Annotated in this window: 15 protein-coding genes; 12 read left to right on the forward strand and 3 right to left on the reverse strand. The window is 55.4% G+C overall.

From position 1 onward, the window contains the following. Positions 1-86: 86 nt before the first annotated feature. From RYZ27_RS05700 to mmsB, 3 genes are all read left to right on the forward strand, one after another. On the forward strand, positions 87-2,168 hold the full coding sequence (locus tag RYZ27_RS05700; RefSeq protein WP_406681406.1) for a prolyl oligopeptidase family serine peptidase: 2,082 nt from the start codon (positions 87-89) through the stop codon (positions 2,166-2,168). A gap of 74 nt (positions 2,169-2,242) precedes the next feature. Beyond that, positions 2,243-3,091 (forward strand): TauD/TfdA dioxygenase family protein, encoded by an 849-nt coding sequence (locus RYZ27_RS05705; protein ID WP_406681408.1) that lies wholly within the window; start codon positions 2,243-2,245, stop codon positions 3,089-3,091. Positions 3,092-3,170: 79 nt separating this feature from the next. After that, the gene (gene mmsB, locus RYZ27_RS05710) at positions 3,171-4,070 is read left to right on the forward strand and encodes a 3-hydroxyisobutyrate dehydrogenase (RefSeq protein WP_406681410.1); all 900 of its coding nucleotides are present in this window, start codon (positions 3,171-3,173) and stop codon (positions 4,068-4,070) included. Here the strand turns inward: mmsB and map are convergent. Continuing rightward, positions 4,067-4,864, reverse strand: coding sequence for a type I methionyl aminopeptidase (map, locus tag RYZ27_RS05715; protein ID WP_406681761.1), 798 nt, complete (start codon positions 4,862-4,864; stop codon positions 4,067-4,069). The genes mmsB and map overlap by 4 nt on opposite strands. A gap of 197 nt (positions 4,865-5,061) precedes the next feature. Between map and RYZ27_RS05720 the strand changes: the two genes are divergently transcribed. From RYZ27_RS05720 to RYZ27_RS05730, 3 genes are read left to right on the forward strand one after another with little or no spacing between them, the layout of a single operon-like run. Beyond that, positions 5,062-5,484: a BLUF domain-containing protein gene (locus RYZ27_RS05720; RefSeq protein WP_406681411.1), complete on the forward strand. Its 423-nt coding sequence runs from the start codon at positions 5,062-5,064 to the stop codon at positions 5,482-5,484. A gap of 55 nt (positions 5,485-5,539) precedes the next feature. Then, positions 5,540-6,484: a hypothetical protein gene (locus tag RYZ27_RS05725; protein ID WP_406681412.1), complete on the forward strand. Its 945-nt coding sequence runs from the start codon at positions 5,540-5,542 to the stop codon at positions 6,482-6,484. Between the two features lie 25 nt (positions 6,485-6,509). Beyond that, positions 6,510-6,953: an ion channel gene (locus RYZ27_RS05730; protein WP_406681413.1), complete on the forward strand. Its 444-nt coding sequence runs from the start codon at positions 6,510-6,512 to the stop codon at positions 6,951-6,953. Here the strand turns inward: RYZ27_RS05730 and RYZ27_RS05735 are convergent. Beyond that, entirely contained in the window at positions 6,950-7,927 is a 978-nt protein-coding gene (locus RYZ27_RS05735) for a hypothetical protein (protein WP_406681414.1), read from the reverse strand. The two genes, RYZ27_RS05730 and RYZ27_RS05735, sit on opposite strands and share 4 nt — an antisense overlap. A 139-nt stretch (positions 7,928-8,066) precedes the next feature. Here RYZ27_RS05735 and RYZ27_RS05740 point away from each other — a divergent pair, with 139 nt between their 5' ends. From RYZ27_RS05740 to RYZ27_RS05760, 5 genes are all read left to right on the forward strand, one after another. Then, positions 8,067-10,064: an acetyl-CoA carboxylase biotin carboxylase subunit gene (locus RYZ27_RS05740; RefSeq protein ID WP_406681762.1), complete on the forward strand. Its 1,998-nt coding sequence runs from the start codon at positions 8,067-8,069 to the stop codon at positions 10,062-10,064. Between the two features lie 11 nt (positions 10,065-10,075). Further along, the gene (locus RYZ27_RS05745) at positions 10,076-10,585 is read left to right on the forward strand and encodes a DUF805 domain-containing protein (RefSeq protein WP_406681415.1); all 510 of its coding nucleotides are present in this window, start codon (positions 10,076-10,078) and stop codon (positions 10,583-10,585) included. 119 nt (positions 10,586-10,704) lie between these two features. Then, the gene (locus tag RYZ27_RS05750) at positions 10,705-11,979 is read left to right on the forward strand and encodes a DUF805 domain-containing protein (RefSeq protein WP_406681416.1); all 1,275 of its coding nucleotides are present in this window, start codon (positions 10,705-10,707) and stop codon (positions 11,977-11,979) included. A 137-nt stretch (positions 11,980-12,116) separates the two neighbouring features. Then, positions 12,117-12,302, forward strand: coding sequence for a 50S ribosomal protein L32 (gene rpmF, locus RYZ27_RS05755; RefSeq protein WP_406681417.1), 186 nt, complete (start codon positions 12,117-12,119; stop codon positions 12,300-12,302). An 83-nt stretch (positions 12,303-12,385) separates the two neighbouring features. Next, positions 12,386-13,567 carry an FAD-dependent monooxygenase gene (locus tag RYZ27_RS05760; RefSeq protein ID WP_406681418.1) on the forward strand — a complete coding sequence of 394 codons (1,182 nt, stop codon included), beginning with the start codon at positions 12,386-12,388 and terminating at the stop codon, positions 13,565-13,567. Here RYZ27_RS05760 and RYZ27_RS05765 read toward each other — a convergent pair. After that, complete coding sequence (locus tag RYZ27_RS05765; protein ID WP_406681419.1) at positions 13,564-16,248, reverse strand: ribonuclease E/G; 2,685 nt, start codon at positions 16,246-16,248, stop codon at positions 13,564-13,566. The two genes, RYZ27_RS05760 and RYZ27_RS05765, sit on opposite strands and share 4 nt — an antisense overlap. Positions 16,249-16,762: 514 nt before the next feature. Between RYZ27_RS05765 and RYZ27_RS05770 the strand changes: the two genes are divergently transcribed. Further along, a complete protein-coding gene (locus RYZ27_RS05770) occupies positions 16,763-16,915 on the forward strand; it encodes a hypothetical protein (RefSeq protein WP_406681420.1) in 153 nt (50 codons plus the stop codon). Positions 16,916-16,938 lie beyond the last annotated feature (23 nt).

Below are 16,938 nucleotides of genomic sequence, written 5' to 3' on the forward strand. Positions count from 1 at the left end.
ACAAAGAAAACCGCCACTCTGTCTACCCGGACAGGACCCTGCATGTTACCCCTGCTTGCAAACACTGACAGGTAGGGACTCCAGATATGAAATCATCAATTATTGCAGGCGTCAGCGCGCTGGCCATTGCTGCTTTTTTGCCCGCTATCGCGCAGGATGAAGAGGGCGATACGAAACGTTTTACCGCAGAACGGGTCTTTGACATCGAATATGCAGGCGACCCACAAATCTCTCCGGATGGGCAAACGATCGTTTATGTGCGCCGTTCAATGGATCGTCAGACCGATACAGATCGCGGTGATCTATGGACGATTGACGTGGAGAGTGGGGCCCATCGCCCGCTTCTGACAGGTGGGGCCTCCAAGGGGGCGCCGCGCTGGTCACCCGATGGCACGCGCTTGCTTTATTCGACCGCGACTGATGGTCGCCCGGATTTACGCGTCATGTATCTCGATACCGGAGATACCTATTCGCTCGGGCAGTTCTTTGAAGGGCCGGGTGGTGCCGTATGGTCGCCCGATGGCAAAACGATTGCCTTCACCATGTTTGTCGCTGGCAAAACGCCGAGCTTTTCCAGCCTGCCAGCCGCGCCAGAAGGGGCCGAATGGTCCCCGCCCGTGCGCGTGTTTGATGATATGACCTTCCGCTTTGATGGGGCAGGGTATCTCAAAGAAGGCGCAACCCATGTCTTCACGATTTCTGCTGAAGGCGGGTCGCCGCGTCAGGTGACCAATGGTGACGCTGATTTCGGCAACCCGGCATGGCTTGGTAATGGTGCCTTGCTCGTGAATGGGAATGAAGCGGAAGACCGTGATCTCGATCCGATTGAAAGCGAGATTTACAAGATTGACCTGTCTGACCTCTCGCGCGTAGCGCTGACCGATCGTGACGGCCCGGATTTTGGGGCGGTCGTTTCTCCGGATGGCAAAACGATTGCCTATCGTGGCTATGATGATGAGTTGCGGGCCTATCAGCAGACCAATCTGTACATGATGGATGCGGATGGCGGGAATGTCCGTGAAGTTGATCCAGGCTTTGATCGTTCAGTGGCCGACATTGCGTGGGGCGCAGACAGCAAGACCATCTATGCGCTGTACGAGAATTCAGGTGTGCATGAGGTCGCGAGCGTGACCAAGCGCGGCACGTTCAAAACTGTGTTCAGCGATATTGGCGGGACCAGTATTGGTCGCCCTTATGGCTCGGGCAGTTTCAGTGTTTCACAGACGCGTAGACCCGTTTTTGCTTATACAGCTGGGTTTTCCGATCGACCTGCCGAGGTTGCAGTGACAGGCGCTGATGTTGATGATCGCGTTCTGACCGATCTGAACGGCGATGTGTTGCCCTTCCTCGACATGGCACCTGTTGAAGAATTCAAAGTGACATCCTCGGTGGATGGGCGTGAGATTGAGGCCTGGGTGGCCCTGCCGCCAGACTTTACCGCTGATGGTAGCTTCCCGATGATTATGGAAATTCATGGCGGGCCATTTGCCATGTATGGCCCGCTGTTCGCGAGTGAGATTCAGCGCTTTGCGGCTGAAGGCTATGTCACGGTCTATGTGAACCCGCGTGGTTCGACCGGGTATGGTGAGGAGTTCGCGCAGCTGATTGATCTCGCCTATCCGGGCGATGATTTCCATGACCTGATGGATGTGGTCGACGACCTGGTGGCCCGAAACTATGTCAGCGAGGATCGCCTGTTTGTTACCGGTGGCTCGGGGGGCGGTATCCTGACGGCATGGATCGTGGGTAAGACAGATCGCTTCGCTGCGGCGGCTTCAGTCAAGCCCGTGATCAACTGGATGACGATGGCATTAGCGGCTGATATCGGTCAGTTTGTGCGTCGTCACTGGATCCGTGCTGACCCATGGAGCGATCCGGATGCGTATCTGAAATTCTCGCCAATCATGCTCATGGATAATGTCGTAACCCCGACCCTCGTCATGGTGGGTGAGGAGGACTGGCGTACCCCAACCTGGGAAGCCGAGCAGTTCTATACGGCCCTGAAGATGAAAGAAGTCGATACGGCTCTGATCCGCGTTCCCGGTGCGCCGCACTATATTGCTTCTCGTCCAAGCCGCCTGATTGCCAAGACGGATAATATCATGGGCTGGTTTGAGAAATATGATCCGGTGAAGATTGCTGAAGCCGAAGAGGATGAAAACGAGTAGGGGGCCATTGGTCCTGAACCCTTTGTCCCTTAAGGTGTCTCCCAAGCCTGACACATACAGGCGAAGGAGGCATCATGAGTTTTCGCGTCAAAGAAACAGGCGCTGCATGCGGCGCAGTCGTAACAGGGCTTGATCTACGGCAAGATTTGTCACTTGATCTGGTCGCTGAGCTGCGCGCGCATTGGGTTAAGTACAAGCTGCTCATATTTCCGGACCAACCGCTGAACGATCATGATCTTGAACGGTTTACGCTCTACTTTGGCGCGTTCGGTGAAGACCCGTTCTTTGGTCATATTGATGGTCATGAACATATTGCGGCAATCCAGCGCAATGCGGATGAGAAGACTCCGATCTTTGCCGAGTTCTTTCATTCGGACTGGAGTTTTCTGGACGTCCCGCCTGCGGGAACGGTGCTCTACGGCATTACGATCCCGCCACATGGCGGAAATACATTATTTGCTGATCAGGTGGCCGCGTATGAACGCCTACCCGATCATCTCAGAGACAAAGCCGATGCGTTGACCGCCATTCACTCGGCGGAGTTAGGTTATGCACCAACCGGGGCCTATGGCGAGAATGATCGCGATGCTGGGCGGAGCATGAAGATTATCCCCAGCGAAAAAGCGCGCGAGAAACGTGAGCATCCTTTCGTGCGCACTCACCGGGAAACCGGAGAGAAAGCGCTCTACAGCTCGCCCGCCTATATTCAGGGGTTTGCAGGTCTTCCTAAAGAAGAGAGCGATGCCCTCATGGCCGAGTTCTATGGCTATCAGACCGATGAGGCGCTGATTTATTCTCACAAATGGCAGAAGGATATGCTGGTAATGTGGGACAATCGCTCGCTTTTGCATGCGGCAACTGGCGGGTATGATGGGCATGACCGATTGCTTCATCGCACAACCATCGCGGACACGGTATTTTAGCTCACCGTCTTACTCTGCGGTCTTGCCTCTGCATGCGCCCTCTGCGATGACCGCATAAAAGATACGGGAGACGCTGACCATGCAAACCATCGCATTTATCGGGCTTGGAAACATGGGCGGCGGTATGGCGGCCAATCAGGTCAAGGCGGGCCGTACGGTTCGCGCGTTTGACTTGTCTGCGGACGCCCTGATCCGCGCGAAAGACGCAGGATGCACGGCCTGCGGGTCAGCCGCAGAAGCCGTTCAGGGCGCGGATGCCGTCATCACCATGCTACCCGCGGGCAAACATGTGCGCAGCGTGTATGCGAGTGATATTTTGCCGAACGCGAAAGTAGGCGCTTTGCTGGTTGATTGCTCCACAATTGATGTCGAGAGCGCGCGAGCTGTGGCCACTCTGGCGCAGGAAGCGGGGAAAGGCTTTCGGCCCGCCGATGCGCCTGTATCTGGTGGGACGGCGGCTGCAGATGCCGGGACGCTGGCCTTCATGGTCGGGTGTGCTGAGGCTGATTTTGCTGATGTCGAATCGGTTCTGGAGCCAATGAGCCGGGTGACGATCCATGCTGGGACAAGCGGCGCAGGGCAGGCGGCGAAGATTTGCAATAATATGCTGCTGGGTATCTCTATGATCGGTACCTGTGAAGCGTTTGCATTGGCAGAACGGCTCGGCCTTGATGCCCCGAAATTCTATGACATTTCCAGTCAGTCGTCTGGTCAGAACTGGTCCATGACCAGCTATTGCCCGGTGGAGGGGGTTGGTCCGGAATCTCCAGCGGATCGTAATTTTGATGGTGGCTTTGCCACGGACATGATGCTCAAGGATTTACGTCTGGCTAAAGAGGCCGCGATATCGAGTGGCGGCGTTACGCCATTGGGCGGGCAGGCCGAAGCGCTCTACGCGGCTCTCTCCGAGGCGGGATTAGGCGGCAAAGACTTTTCCGCCATTATGGAAATGCTCAAGCGCGGTACCGTAAAACCTTAAGCGGCTTTATGCGGTGTGTGCAGGCCCGTTGGCGAGGCTGTGAAAATCTCGCAGCCATCCTTTGTGACGCCAACAGAATGCTCAAACTGAGCTGAGAGCTTGCGATCACGGGTCACCGCGGTCCAGCCATCTTTCAGGATGGCGGCGTCCTTTCGACCGACGTTCAGCATGGGTTCGATTGTGAAGAACATGCCTTCTTTAAGTTCTGGACCCGTTCCTGCCTTGGCGCTGTGCACGACATTCGGTTCGTCATGGAAGAGGCGACCGAGACCATGGCCGCAAAAGTCATCGACAACCGAGTAGCGGTTCTTTCGGGCAATTTCTGAAATTGCCGCGCCAATGTCGCCAAAACGGTTCCCCGGTTTTACCGCCGCAATCCCTGCCATCAGCGATTCATAGGTCACATCCATAAGGCGTTCAGCCAGACGCTTTGGCGTACCAGCGGCATACATGCGGGAATGATCGCCATGCCAGCCATCAACAATTACCGTCACATCAATATTGGCAATGTCGCCATTCTTGAGCTCGCGATCACCTGGGATGCCATGACAGATCACGTGATTGAGGGAAATACAGGAGGCATGTTCATAGCCGCGATAGCCAATCGTTGCTGATTGCGCACCATGATCATAGACAAACTCGCGGATCAGATCATCGAGATGAGCCGTTGTCACGCCGGGTTGGACGTGCGGTGCAATCATATCGAGACACTCGGCGACCAAGCGCCCGGCCTTGCGCATGCCCTCAAACCCTTCTGCGTCATGAATACGGATTTCACCCGTTCGCATAGGCATCAGGAGTTCAGCAGAGTCGGTCATAGGCGGATCTTTCGGGTCTGTCGCAGTCATATCGTCTGCCCCATATAATCCAGCCCCCCTGAAATTGCTATAAGTGACACGCTTCACGCGCATGGCGCGCGAGCTGTGCCGGGTCAGCACAAGCGCGGCTTGTATGGTCTTGTTCCCCCAGAAGCCTGCTATAGGCAGAGCCTATGCTATATCGTCTGGTTTATGTCAGTACGGCCCGTGAAGGTCTAACGGATGAAGAGATCGGTGCGATCCTTGATGTCTCGCAGTCGAACAATCATGAGCGGTATCTGACCGGTTTCCTCGCACATAATGGTCGCCATTTCATGCAAGCGCTGGAAGGCGCCCGCGAAGAGGTCGACGCGGTCTTTAGCCGAATCTTGCAAGATGATCGGCATTTCGGCGTGGTTCAGATTGTTGGCGAGCAAATCACCAAACGCGCTTTCCCGGATTGGGCGATGAACTATTTCCGGGCTGATGATCCTGCTGTTGGCACAATGGTGGTTCGCTACAATGACCCGATTGATAGCTTGTTGCCAAAGGATACGCCCCGCGAGTTGCTGCACCTGTTCACCCGGTTTTTACATATAGAATCACTGACTCCGTAAACGCTCTGGCAAGGGCTTCATTCTAGGTATGGTGCTTAGCTTAAGTGAGGCGTCAATGGACCGGGACTTGCAAGTCATGATGAGCCGCGTGGCGCGCTTAGGCGAGATGTCTGAGTCCGAAGCGCATCGCATTGTGAATCAGGTCTATGAGGATGGAATTGTCAGCCGTGGGGAGGCTGAAGCCCTGTTTCGGTTGAATGGTGTCCTTGCGCATACAGACCCGGCCTGGACAGCGCGGTTTATCGAGGCGGTCAAGGATTACGTCCTGACACGGGAACCACCTCAGGGACAGGTTACAGAAGAAGAAGCCGACTGGCTGATTGCCCGTGTCAGTAATGATGATGCCATGCCAAGCCTTGATGAGATTGACCTGCTGCTGGCTGTCTTGCGCTATGCAAATGGAGCTGCCGATAATCTCGGAGACTTTACGATTCGGGCCATATCAAACCACATCAAGTTTGAACGAGTGGTCCGTCCGCTATGGGTCGAGCGTATGCGGCAAGCCCTTTATGCGCCGCGTGGAGCTGGCGGTGTTTGGGTGACCCAGACCGAAGCACGCATTCTGTTTGAGACCAATGATGCTGTCGCTTTTGCCAAGAATGCACCGGCCTGGAATGATCTGTTCGCCCGGGCAATCGGAAACCACCTTCTCGCACGGGCCCATCCTAGCCCGCAAACGGAGGAAGAGGCATTGGCACGTGAGCTTTGGCTCAGTGATCAATCAAGTGGGGTTGGAAGTTTCTTTGGCCGGATGGGGGGTGCTTTTGGGGATGGCTGGTTTGAAAAGGTCACGCATGACTCAGGCCGTGCAGCGCGGGCACGCATGATTGCGGCAGATGCTGCATTACGCGCAGCCATAGATGTGACACTCGAGGAGAATACTTGGCTGATGAAACGACTGGGTTGGGATGCTCAAATCAGCCCCGCTGAGCGGGCCCTACTTGACTTTTTGAAGGCAGAAGCGCCTGGATTTGCCCAAGGGTTGGCCGTCGCGGCGTAAGCCCGGTTCGACCTGTGGAGCTTTTATGCTGCTTGAAAATCTATTGATCGCGGGGCTTCTGGTCACGATCACGGTTGTGATGCACTTTATGGGGCTGGTTGCTCTGAGCTGGTTCTTGCAGAGGCGTTGGCGTAAGCATGCCAAACGGATCACCTCGATTGTCTGGCAGGGGTCTAGCGTGGTGATTACGGTTTTGGGTTTGTTTGCTCTGCACTCCTTGCAGATTTGGGTCTACGCCATTGCGTATATCCTGCTGGATGAATTTCAGACGATTGAGCAGGCATTGTATTTCTCAACGAGCACCTTCACGACTGTTGGTTTCGGGGATTTGGTACTGGATGAGCGTTGGCGGATGCTGTCTGCCGCAGAATCCGCCAATGGATTTCTTCTGATCGGGTGGTCAACGGCATTCCTGGTCTCGCTGACCTCCCGAGTGCGGGCCTTTGAGGCTGATGTTGAAGGAGCCTAGACGCTTTTCTGTGGGCCGAGTTTCATGATTCGGGCCGCAGCGATCGCAACTCCAATCGCCAGAAAGCCGCCGAGGATCAGAGCCTCTGCACGATCTGCGAAAACCTCAAAGAACTGCGTGTAGAGGTGAATGGCGAAGAACACGAAGGCGCTGACAGACAGGAAGCTACCGCGTGGTGCTTTAACGAAGAGTGCGATGAGAAAAGCGGCCCAACCGATTGAGAAGACAGCTTCCGGAATTTCCAGCGCCTGATCACGCCAGTCCATACGGGCACGCCATCCTTCTCCTGCGGCCCAGTGTTCGCCGATATGATCACCCCAGAGCGACCCCACCCAGAAGCCAAATTGGACAAGGAACAGGCTGGTTCGCGCGGCGACGGTGGCCATACTGGAGAACACTTCTTTCAGGCGTGGTCGCAAAGCATAAAGCGCAAGGGTTAGCAGCCCGAACACAAGGATGGTGATGGTCGGCTCGCGCACGATTAAGGCATAAGAGGCATGCCAGTAGAAGGTGCCCGTCCCGAGTACGGCACCGAGTGCTAGAACCGCCATGGCGGCGAGAAAGCTGGAACGAAAGGTGAGGGCACCAGCAGTCATAATTGCGAAAATGACAAGAGGCGGCCAGATCAGGCCAGCCGTCTCACCGGCTTCAAGTGCAACCCAGGCCGATAGGCCAATTGTCCCCATAACGGCGAAGGCACTACCCAGTAGGTGCCAGCTTTCGTCTTTCTGGAAGAATTTCAGAAAGAGCGCGATTGAAAGTGCAACTAGGGCAAGGATCAAGCCAACAGTGGCAGAAGGCTCAAGCGCCAGAACACCCGCCGCGACGCCCAGTGCTCCAAAGATCAGGATCGCGCTGATCCAGGCTGTACCCGATTTGCTTGGCAAAGCCAGTGTTTCAAGCTTGGCGGCAAGGTCTGCGTCAATCGCACCAGACTGTTGAAGTTGCTCTAAATCAAGTCGAATGATGGGCATCATTATCTCCTGTTAGTGAGCGCTCAATAACATTTATAGTAAAACTCTTCAACCCCTCTGGCGAGGATGGCGTGGACAAGGACGATTGAGCAGCTTAAGTCCGCATGCGAATTGAAACTAAATGGATAGGGCTGAGTATATGTTTGAGAAAATCCTGATCGCCAACCGGGGTGAGATTGCTGTGCGGGTGATTAAAACGTGCCGACGCATGGGGATTAAAACGGTTGTGGTCTACTCAGACGCAGATGCTGGCTCGATGGCGGTCGAAATGGCGGATGAAACTGTTCATATCGGACCTTCTCCAGCCGCTGAATCCTATCTCGTTATGGATAAGATTGTCGATGCGGTCCGTCAGACGGGTGCTGAGGCTGTACATCCCGGATTTGGTTTCCTGTCTGAGAATCCGGAGTTTGCAAAACGTCTGGCTGACGAGAAAATCATCTTCATTGGACCTAACCCACACGCCATTGAGGCGATGGGCGATAAGATCAGCTCCAAGAAACTGGCCGCTGATGCCGGTGTCTCAACCGTGCCGGGCCATATGGGCCTGATCGAAAGCACCGAAGAGGCGGTTAAAATCTCCAAGGAGATTGGCTATCCGGTGATGATCAAGGCCTCTGCTGGGGGTGGGGGTAAGGGCATCCGGATTGCCTACAATGACAAGGATGCCGAGGAAGGCTATCCGGCGGTGAAAGCTGAAGCCACAGCCAGCTTTGGCGATGACCGTATCTTCATCGAGAAGTTCATTCTCGAGCCGCGCCACATCGAAATTCAGGTCATGGGCGATAAGCATGGCAATTGTGTTTATCTGTTCGAGCGGGAGTGCTCGATCCAGCGGCGTAACCAGAAGGTTCTTGAGGAAGCGCCAAGCCCGCTGCTTGATGAAGCCACGCGCAAGAAAATGGGTGAGCAGGCCGTCGCGCTTGCCAAAGCCGTGAATTACGATTCAGCGGGCACAGTTGAGTTCGTCGCAAGCGGCAAGGATAAGAGCTTCTACTTCCTGGAGATGAATACGCGTCTGCAGGTGGAGCACCCGGTGACCGAGATGATTACTGGCGTTGACCTGGTCGAGCAAATGTTACGCTCTGCCTATGGCGAGAAGCTAAACCTTGAGCAGGATAAGCTGAAGATCAATGGCTGGGCCATCGAGTCACGCGTTTACGCTGAAGATCCGTACCGGAACTTCCTGCCTTCTATCGGGCGTCTAAAACGCTTCCAACCGCCTTATGAAGGGCCACTTGAGGGCGGCACAGTTCGCATGGATAGCGGTGTGCGCGAGGGCGATGAAATCTCCATGTTCTACGATCCGATGATCGCCAAACTGATCACGCATGGTAAGGATCGCGACGCAGCGCTTGATACACAAGCCAAGGCGCTCGATCGCTTCTACATTGAGGGCATTCAGGACAACATGCCTTTCTGTGCAGCTGTCATGGATGAGGCGCGCTTCCGCTCAGGCAATATCACGACCGCTTATATCAAGGATGAGTTTCCAGAAGGCTTCCGGGGGACTGAGCCGACAGCAGAACAGTCTTTGATGCTTGCTGCAACAGCCGCCTATGTGCACGGCGTTCAGACGCGCCGGGGTGCCCAGATCACAGGCCGTATGTCACCCATCGAAGAAGTGCGTCGCGATTGGACGGTTATTCTGGGTGAAGCCTATCATGACATTGAAGTGGACCTTGGTGAGGGGGAGGCCACAATCACGGTTGATGGTCAGGCTCATAGCCTCGTTACCGACTGGGTGCCTGGTGAGCACCTGTTCGAAGGCGTCCTTGATGGCAAAGCCTTTGCGGTGAAAGTCGCTGATCGAACAGAAGGCTATTTCGTGACCCATCGCGGTGTCCGCCTGAATGCACTGGTCTGTACGCCAAATGCGGCAGAGATGCACAAGCGCTTGCCAGAAAAAGAAAAGCCGGATCTGTCCAAGCTGATCATTTCGCCAATGCCGGGTCTTGTCGTCTCGATTGATGTTGAACTTGGTCAAGAAGTTCAGGAAGGTGAGGCTGTTTGTATTGTTGAAGCGATGAAGATGCAGAATATTATCCGCGCTGAGGCAAACGGCACCGTCAAGGCGATCAACGTCGCTGCTGGTGACAGCGTGGCCGCCGATGCAATTATGGTTGAGTTCGAATAAGGACCAAGGATATGTCCAACCCAGAAACTGCACCTCACGGCTCGCTCAATTTTGGGCAAGTTCTGTTTAGTCCGAAAGGGCGAATCACTCAGGGGCAATTCTGGGGCGGATGGGCAGCCTTGTTCATTGCCAATATTGTCGTCGGGTTCATTCCGGTGGCGGGTAATTTCCTGTCGATTGCGCTGATTTATGTTGGGGCCTGCATCTATGGCAAACGCTTGCATGATATGGGGAAATCCGGCTGGGTTCACCTTGTGCCATGGGTTGTCACTCTGATTATCGGGATCGGGGTTACAGTACAGAACTATGACGCGGTTGTCGCATTTATGGAGCTTGCGGAGAGTGGCCGTGAACCAACCGAGGAAGAGGCACTGGCGCTCTTTTCCGAGCTTGGTCCATTCTTTTTTGCGATTGTCATCAACCTTCTGATCTGGCTGGTCTATACCATTTGGGTCGGTGCCAGTGATAGCGAGAAGTTTGATAATCGGCACGGTTCGGGTCCTGTTGGAGACGCCTTTTAGACGGGGTGAGCCTGTTTGGAGGTGACCGGATTTCGATAAATGCTTATCGATTATTGATAAATAGATCAAGGCGTGTATAACCGCCTCAGAGATCGACTTCGCCTGAAGGAATTGGGGCTATGACAGACATAACCGCCGTGCAAAAACCGCGTATGAGCTGGTTAGATACGCTTTTCAATCCTTCCGGAAAAAGCACAAAAATCGAGTTTACACGGGCCTGGACTTTGCTGTTCTTTCTGCAGCTGGGTGTGGTGATGTTGCCATGGTTTGCAGCCTTTGTGATGGGGCTCGCTGGCGGTGATGGTCAGGCAATCGGGCGATTTGGTTTATATCTGTCTCCGATCGTTTTTGTGACAACGACGGTCCTGTCATATGTCATCCACACACGACGATTGCGCGATGCGGGAAAGTCGACGCTGTTTGCTCTGCTCATTCTTGTTCCGCTATTGCTTGGACTCGCAAGCTTTGGGTCCTCGGTCATGCAGAAGGCTGGTGAGTATGCGACCCTTTATGAGGACCGGCAGGAATATCTGGATGATCCAATCGCATTTCGCGAGAAAAAAGCCGAAGAGCGTCAAAAGAAAATAGAAGAGGCAGAAGCCGAACGCAAGAAGGCAGAGGAAGAGGCAGCAAAAGCCAAAGATGAAGGCGAGCAAAAAGAAGAAAAAGAGCTGCCAGCTTGTCCGGGTGCTGAAGAAGGACCAGGGCAAGGCCAGGTTGGTCAACGTGGCCCTGGTGGTGGTTTTCGCGGTGGCCCATCCCCTGAAAATCCCTTGCCAGATCAGATAGGCTTTGTCCTGCGTCCGAACCTGCAATCGATTCAAATGGCAATCATTCCGCTCAGCGCTATACTCGCCATCTGGTCCTTGGTCTGGGTTGCCCGCGCTCCGGTTGAACAGCGTTATCAGCATCAAAGTCAGGGATTTGCGCGACTTTACTTCGGTTACTCCGGGCGGATTGGGCAAAAGCAATTCTGGCTGGGATGGCTTGGTTTAGTTGCTATGGTGGGAGCGGGTGTTGTTGTTTCAAGTATTCTTGGGGCTATTTTCCCGCCAGCATCCACAATTATTATGGGGCTGATAGGGATTGCCGCGATCTGGATGATCAATGCTCTGGCCTATAAGCGTATTCACGATATTGGTTTCTCCGGTCTTCGGGCTTTCATTCCGCTAGCGGTGACCGTTGGCGCAGGACTTCTGGTTTTGCTCATCGCCATGCCATTGGGCTGGTTATCTATGCTTCATTGTGGTGTTCCGGCAGGGCTGAACTATCTGGGGATCAGTGCCGGTCTGGCTGTCGTCACCGTATGTTTGCTTCACTTCCTTTGGATGGGCTTTGCTGACCCGGATTTTGACGTTGATCAGTTTGGTGAGCCACCATTGGCGATGGAGTAGGGGTGAGTTACTGGATTTCTTCCGGCAATTTCATGATAGACTTCAATCGCCCCCTTGCCGCGCGTGTTCCTGTCCTCTATACGCGCGGTTTGATTTGAATAGGGCGAGTTGCCCTCGACTGACTGGAAACGAGACAAATGGCTGTCCCTAAGCGAAAAACGACACCGTCCAAGCGGGGCATGCGCCGCGCCCATGACCGCCTGAAAGGCAACACATTTATCGAGGATGCAGACTCTGGTGAGCTGCGTCGTCCACACCACATCGATCTGAAGACCGGTATGTATCGCGGTCGCCAGATTCTTGAGCCAAAGGACGACATCTAGTCGCGCCAACGGTTCATACCGATTGACAGACACCGGCCCTGCTTATCAGCTCGGCCGGTGTTTTTGTATCTGCTGGAGGCGTCATGCACATCCTGATTGCGGGTGGCGGTATAGGGGGCTTAACCGCCGCGCTTTGCCTGAAACAGGCTGGTCACTCGGTTACAGTCCTTGAACAGGCTGAGGCCTTTGGCGAGGTCGGGGCCGGACTTCAGCTCAGTCCGAATGCCATGAAGGTCTACCGTAAGCTTGGTCTGGAAGACGCGCTGGTTGAGCGAGGGTTTGTCCCTGAGGCGGCGGAGATTCGGTTAGGAGAGAGTGGGCAGCGTTTGTTTGCTTTCCCTCTGGCCGCTGAAGCTGAGAAGCGCTGGGGCGCGCCATACCTGCATATTCACCGGGCGGATCTGATTGATGTTCTGCGCGGGGCCGCATTGGACCAGCCGGACATAGCATTGCGTACCGGAGCCATGGTTGAGAGCTACAGCCAGGATCAGGATACGGTAGCGGTCAGTCTCGTCGATGGCGGCGAAGAGCAGGGCGATTTACTGATTGGCGCAGACGGCATCCATTCCGCGATTCGCACGCAGATGCTGGGTGCGGACAAACCGCACTTTACTGGCAATGTTGCCTGGCGCGGGACGGTTCCGATTGAAGCCTTGGGAGAACACGCGCCTGACCCTAATGCCACGATCTGGCTAGGGCGTGGCAAACATGTTGTGACGTATCGGCTAAGACAGGGAACCCTCGCCAACTTCGTTGGTGTCGTCGAGCACAGCAAGTTCCGCAATGAAAGCTGGAGCGAGGAAGGGGCCAAGGCGGAAGCGCTGGCGGACTTTGAAGGCTGGCACCCGATTGTCACAACCATGATTGAAGCCGCGCCGCGCCTGTTCCGCTGGGGCCTATTTGGCCGCCCGACACTGCCAAAGTGGAGCAATGGGCGTGTGGTCCTGCTGGGGGATGCGTGTCACCCAATGCTGCCCTTCATGGCGCAGGGTGCCGCTCAGGCGATTGAAGATGCCTATATGTTGGGCGCTCTATTACGTGAGCCGAGCGATATTGAAGCCGCACTTCGTGACTATGAGGTCACGCGTAAACCCCGCGCCAGTCGGGTACAGGCAGTTTCGAAAAGCAATGCCACGCTCTTCCATCACCGCAACCCGCTGATGCGCCTGTCGACTTATGGCCCAATGTGGATGGCTGGACGTCTAGCCCCGCGCGCTATTATGGCACGTCAGGACTGGCTCTATGCTCATGATGTGACGCGCTAGCCGCGCGACCACCATCCACGTTTCTTTTTCTTGGGTGCAGCGGTTTCCAGCACGGGTTCAGTCGTAACCGGCTGTTCTTCTACTGTTGGTTCAAGAGCAGGTTTCGTTTCTACTTCGACCGCAGCAGGCTCAGGTGTTTCCTCAGGCTCAATGGCGACGATCGGAGCTTCTTCCGCTTCTGCTGGAGCAGGTGTCTCTGCCTTTGGTTCTGGGTCAGGTGTTGCAGTCTCATCTGATCCTGCGTTCACGACCTCCAAACCCTCTGCGCTTTCATCGATCGGACTTTCTGCCTCAACGGAAGTCTCTTCTGCGCTTGCTTCTGCTTGAGCCTCTTCAGTCCGAACTTCATCACGGTTCGGGCGCTTACGACGGCGGCGACGGCGTTTGCGGCTTGTGCCACCCTCACCATCTTCAGAGACTGTTTCAGAGGCTTCAGGTTTTTCGGGCTCGCTCACTGGTTTGGTTGCCATTGGCAGGGCTACAGCACTGGCCTTCAGGCCACCTTCAGCGGCTTCTGGCAGGGCTGGCGGCTCATCGCCGAGCATAGTGTCTAGGCTAAGCGATAGACCATCGAGCAGGGCACCGCCATCAGCGGGCGGTGGTCCAACTTCAATGCCATCGCGGCGACGTCTGCGGCCGCCCCGGCGTCCACGACGGCGACGCTTGCGCTTACCGCCTTCTTCGCCTTCAGAGTCACTTCTTGTCTCTTGGTCGTCTTCATCCGATGCAGGCAGAAGCTCGGCGTCTTCCTCGGCATCATCTTCTTCGGTTGGCAGCAGGTGATCGTCCTCATCCCCGACCAGGAATTCGGCGCGATTCGTCTTCCGGCGACGACGGCGGGCTTTTGGATCCTTGTCCGCATCCAGTTGGAAGTCACCCGGGATCATCTCCCCATCAGACTTAATCGCAATGGTGAACCCGGCTTCTTCTTCGATGGCTGAAATCTGATCGCGCTTGGAGTTCAGTAGGTAGAGCGCCACATCGGTTGGTGCCGTAACGGTCAAACCGCGCAGGCCATACCCTGCGGCGCGCGCCTCAATGGCGCGAAGAAGCTGCAGTGCTGCAGATGGGATAGAGCGACGACGCCCCGTTCCGTCACAGACATCGCATTTCTCGGAGGTAGACTGCAAGACACCGGCGCGGCGCCGCTGACGCGAGATTTCCATCAGGCCGAATTGCGAGATGCGATTGTTCTGAACGCGCGCCCGATCGAGCTTCAGGCACTCTTTCATCTTCTTCTCGACAGCGCGATTATTCTTGTTCTCGTCCATGTCGATGAAGTCGATCACGACAAGGCCCGCGAGGTCGCGCAAACGCATCTGGCGGCAGGCTTCTTCTGCTGCTTCCAGATTGGTCCGCAGGGCTGTGTGCTCAATAGAGCGTTCCTTGGTGGACTTGCCCGAGTTCACATCGATGGCGACCAGTGCTTCAGTCTGATTGATGACCAGATAGCCGCCAGATTTCATCTGTACGACGGGCGAGAAGACCGAGTCTAGCTCACCTTCAACGCCTTCAGAGACGAAAAGCGGAGCAGGAGAGGTCCAGCGTTTCACCTTGCGGGCCTGTGTCGGCATCAAGGTCTTGGCGAGGTCCTTGGCTTCGCGGTACGCCGTGTCACCCTGAACGATGACTTCTTCAATCTCGCGGTCGAACATATCCCGCATGGCGCGATGGACGAGACCGCCTTCCTCATGAATCAGGGCTGGTGCAACTGAATCCATTGTCGTCGAACGGATTTTTGCCCATAGGTTCTGGAGGTAGTCATAGTCGCGGCGAATTTCCGACTTTGTCCGCTTGGCCCCGGCCGTGCGAACAATAAGCCCCATACCTTTCGGCACTTCCAGGCCATCCATGATCGTCTTGAGGCGCTTACGGTCTGCGCCATTTGGAATTTTGCGGGAGATGCCACCACCGCGTGGCGTGTTTGGCATCAGGACCGAATAACGACCTGCCAGAGACAGATAGGTTGTCAGCGCCGCGCCTTTATTGCCGCGCTCTTCCTTAACGACCTGAACCAGCAGGATCTGACGGCGGCGGATAACTTCTTGAATCTTGTAACGTTTCGTCAGGGATGAGCCACGCGTCTTACGGGCCGGGCGCTTGCGACGGGCTGCGCGGGCAGGCTTTTTCTCGCCGCTATCCTCGCTCGCCTCTTCTGTTTCATCCTCGCCAGTGCTGGCGTCAGAGGACTTTTCGTCATCTGTAGCTTCAGCGGTATCACCTTCGCCGTCATCATCTGCGTCGATGACATCAAGTTCGCTCGCTTCGCTGACCTCATCAGAGGCGTCGCTGTCCTCTGTATCGTCGTCAGTGTCATCTTCAGCGCTTGCATCAGACTCCTCCTCGTCGAGATCATCCTCGTCGTCAGGGTCTTCATCTGCGGCTTCTTCAGCCTCGCGCGCAGCTTCTTCTAGCAGGGCCTCGCGGTCTTCCTGTGGAAGCTGGTAATAGTCGGGATGAATCTCGCTAAAGGCGAGGAAGCCATGGCGATTGCCGCCATACTCCACAAAACAGGCCTGTAGAGAGGGTTCTACGCGTGTGACTTTTGCCAGATAAATGTTGCCACGAAGCTGTTCATTGCCTGTGGTTTCAAAATCAAAATCTTCAATGCGGCCGTCGTTGACCAGTGCGACACGGGTCTCTTCCGGGTGGACCGCGTCGATCAGCATTTGCTTTTTCATGTAAGTGAACCTTGAGAACCGGCGGCGCCAGCGCCCGGTCCATCACCGGGAATAGGCCATGCTCGCCAGAGAAATGTGTAGGGGTGCGTGACAGGCCACCACAGAGGACCGCAGCCGATTGCCGGGCAGTCGAGGGGGTGGAGGATACAGTCATCGCGCTCATCTTGTTTATTCCGGTCTGGACGGTGTGCAGGGTGTTAGGCCTGATCACAATGCCCATCGGGGAAGTCTGTTGATCCCATACGGGATTACCCCATAAATGCACCTGCTCGGATTAAAATAAAACCCCCTTTCTGTCCGAACGCTGATTTTCCCTGCTTTAGGTATTTGTCCCTAGCCTGAAATAGCGCACGTATTGCGTCTTTTTTAACTTGACCCGTGAGTGTCTCAGGCCTATTTCCCGCGCCTGACAAGCAAGCGAACCACGACGGGCATTGAGCCGTCAGTACGGGGGAGCCCAACTGTCTTCACTTTCAATGCCGGTACGCCGGTCTTGCTTTGCGAGGATACTGGGATGACTCATCCGACGGCCTATCTGGCCCTGGCCGCTTCCGGTCAACTGATCAAGAAGATTGATATCGCGTTCGATACGTCGACGCTCCTATACGGGACCTTTGCCAAGGATGCCGATTACATGGCAGCCGTGGCTGAACTTTCCAGGCTGTAGCGGGCCGTTGCCCGCCTAATCCG

It is taken from the genome of Hyphomonas sp. FCG-A18 (assembly GCF_045287255.1).
Taxonomy (GTDB): domain Bacteria; phylum Pseudomonadota; class Alphaproteobacteria; order Caulobacterales; family Hyphomonadaceae; genus Henriciella.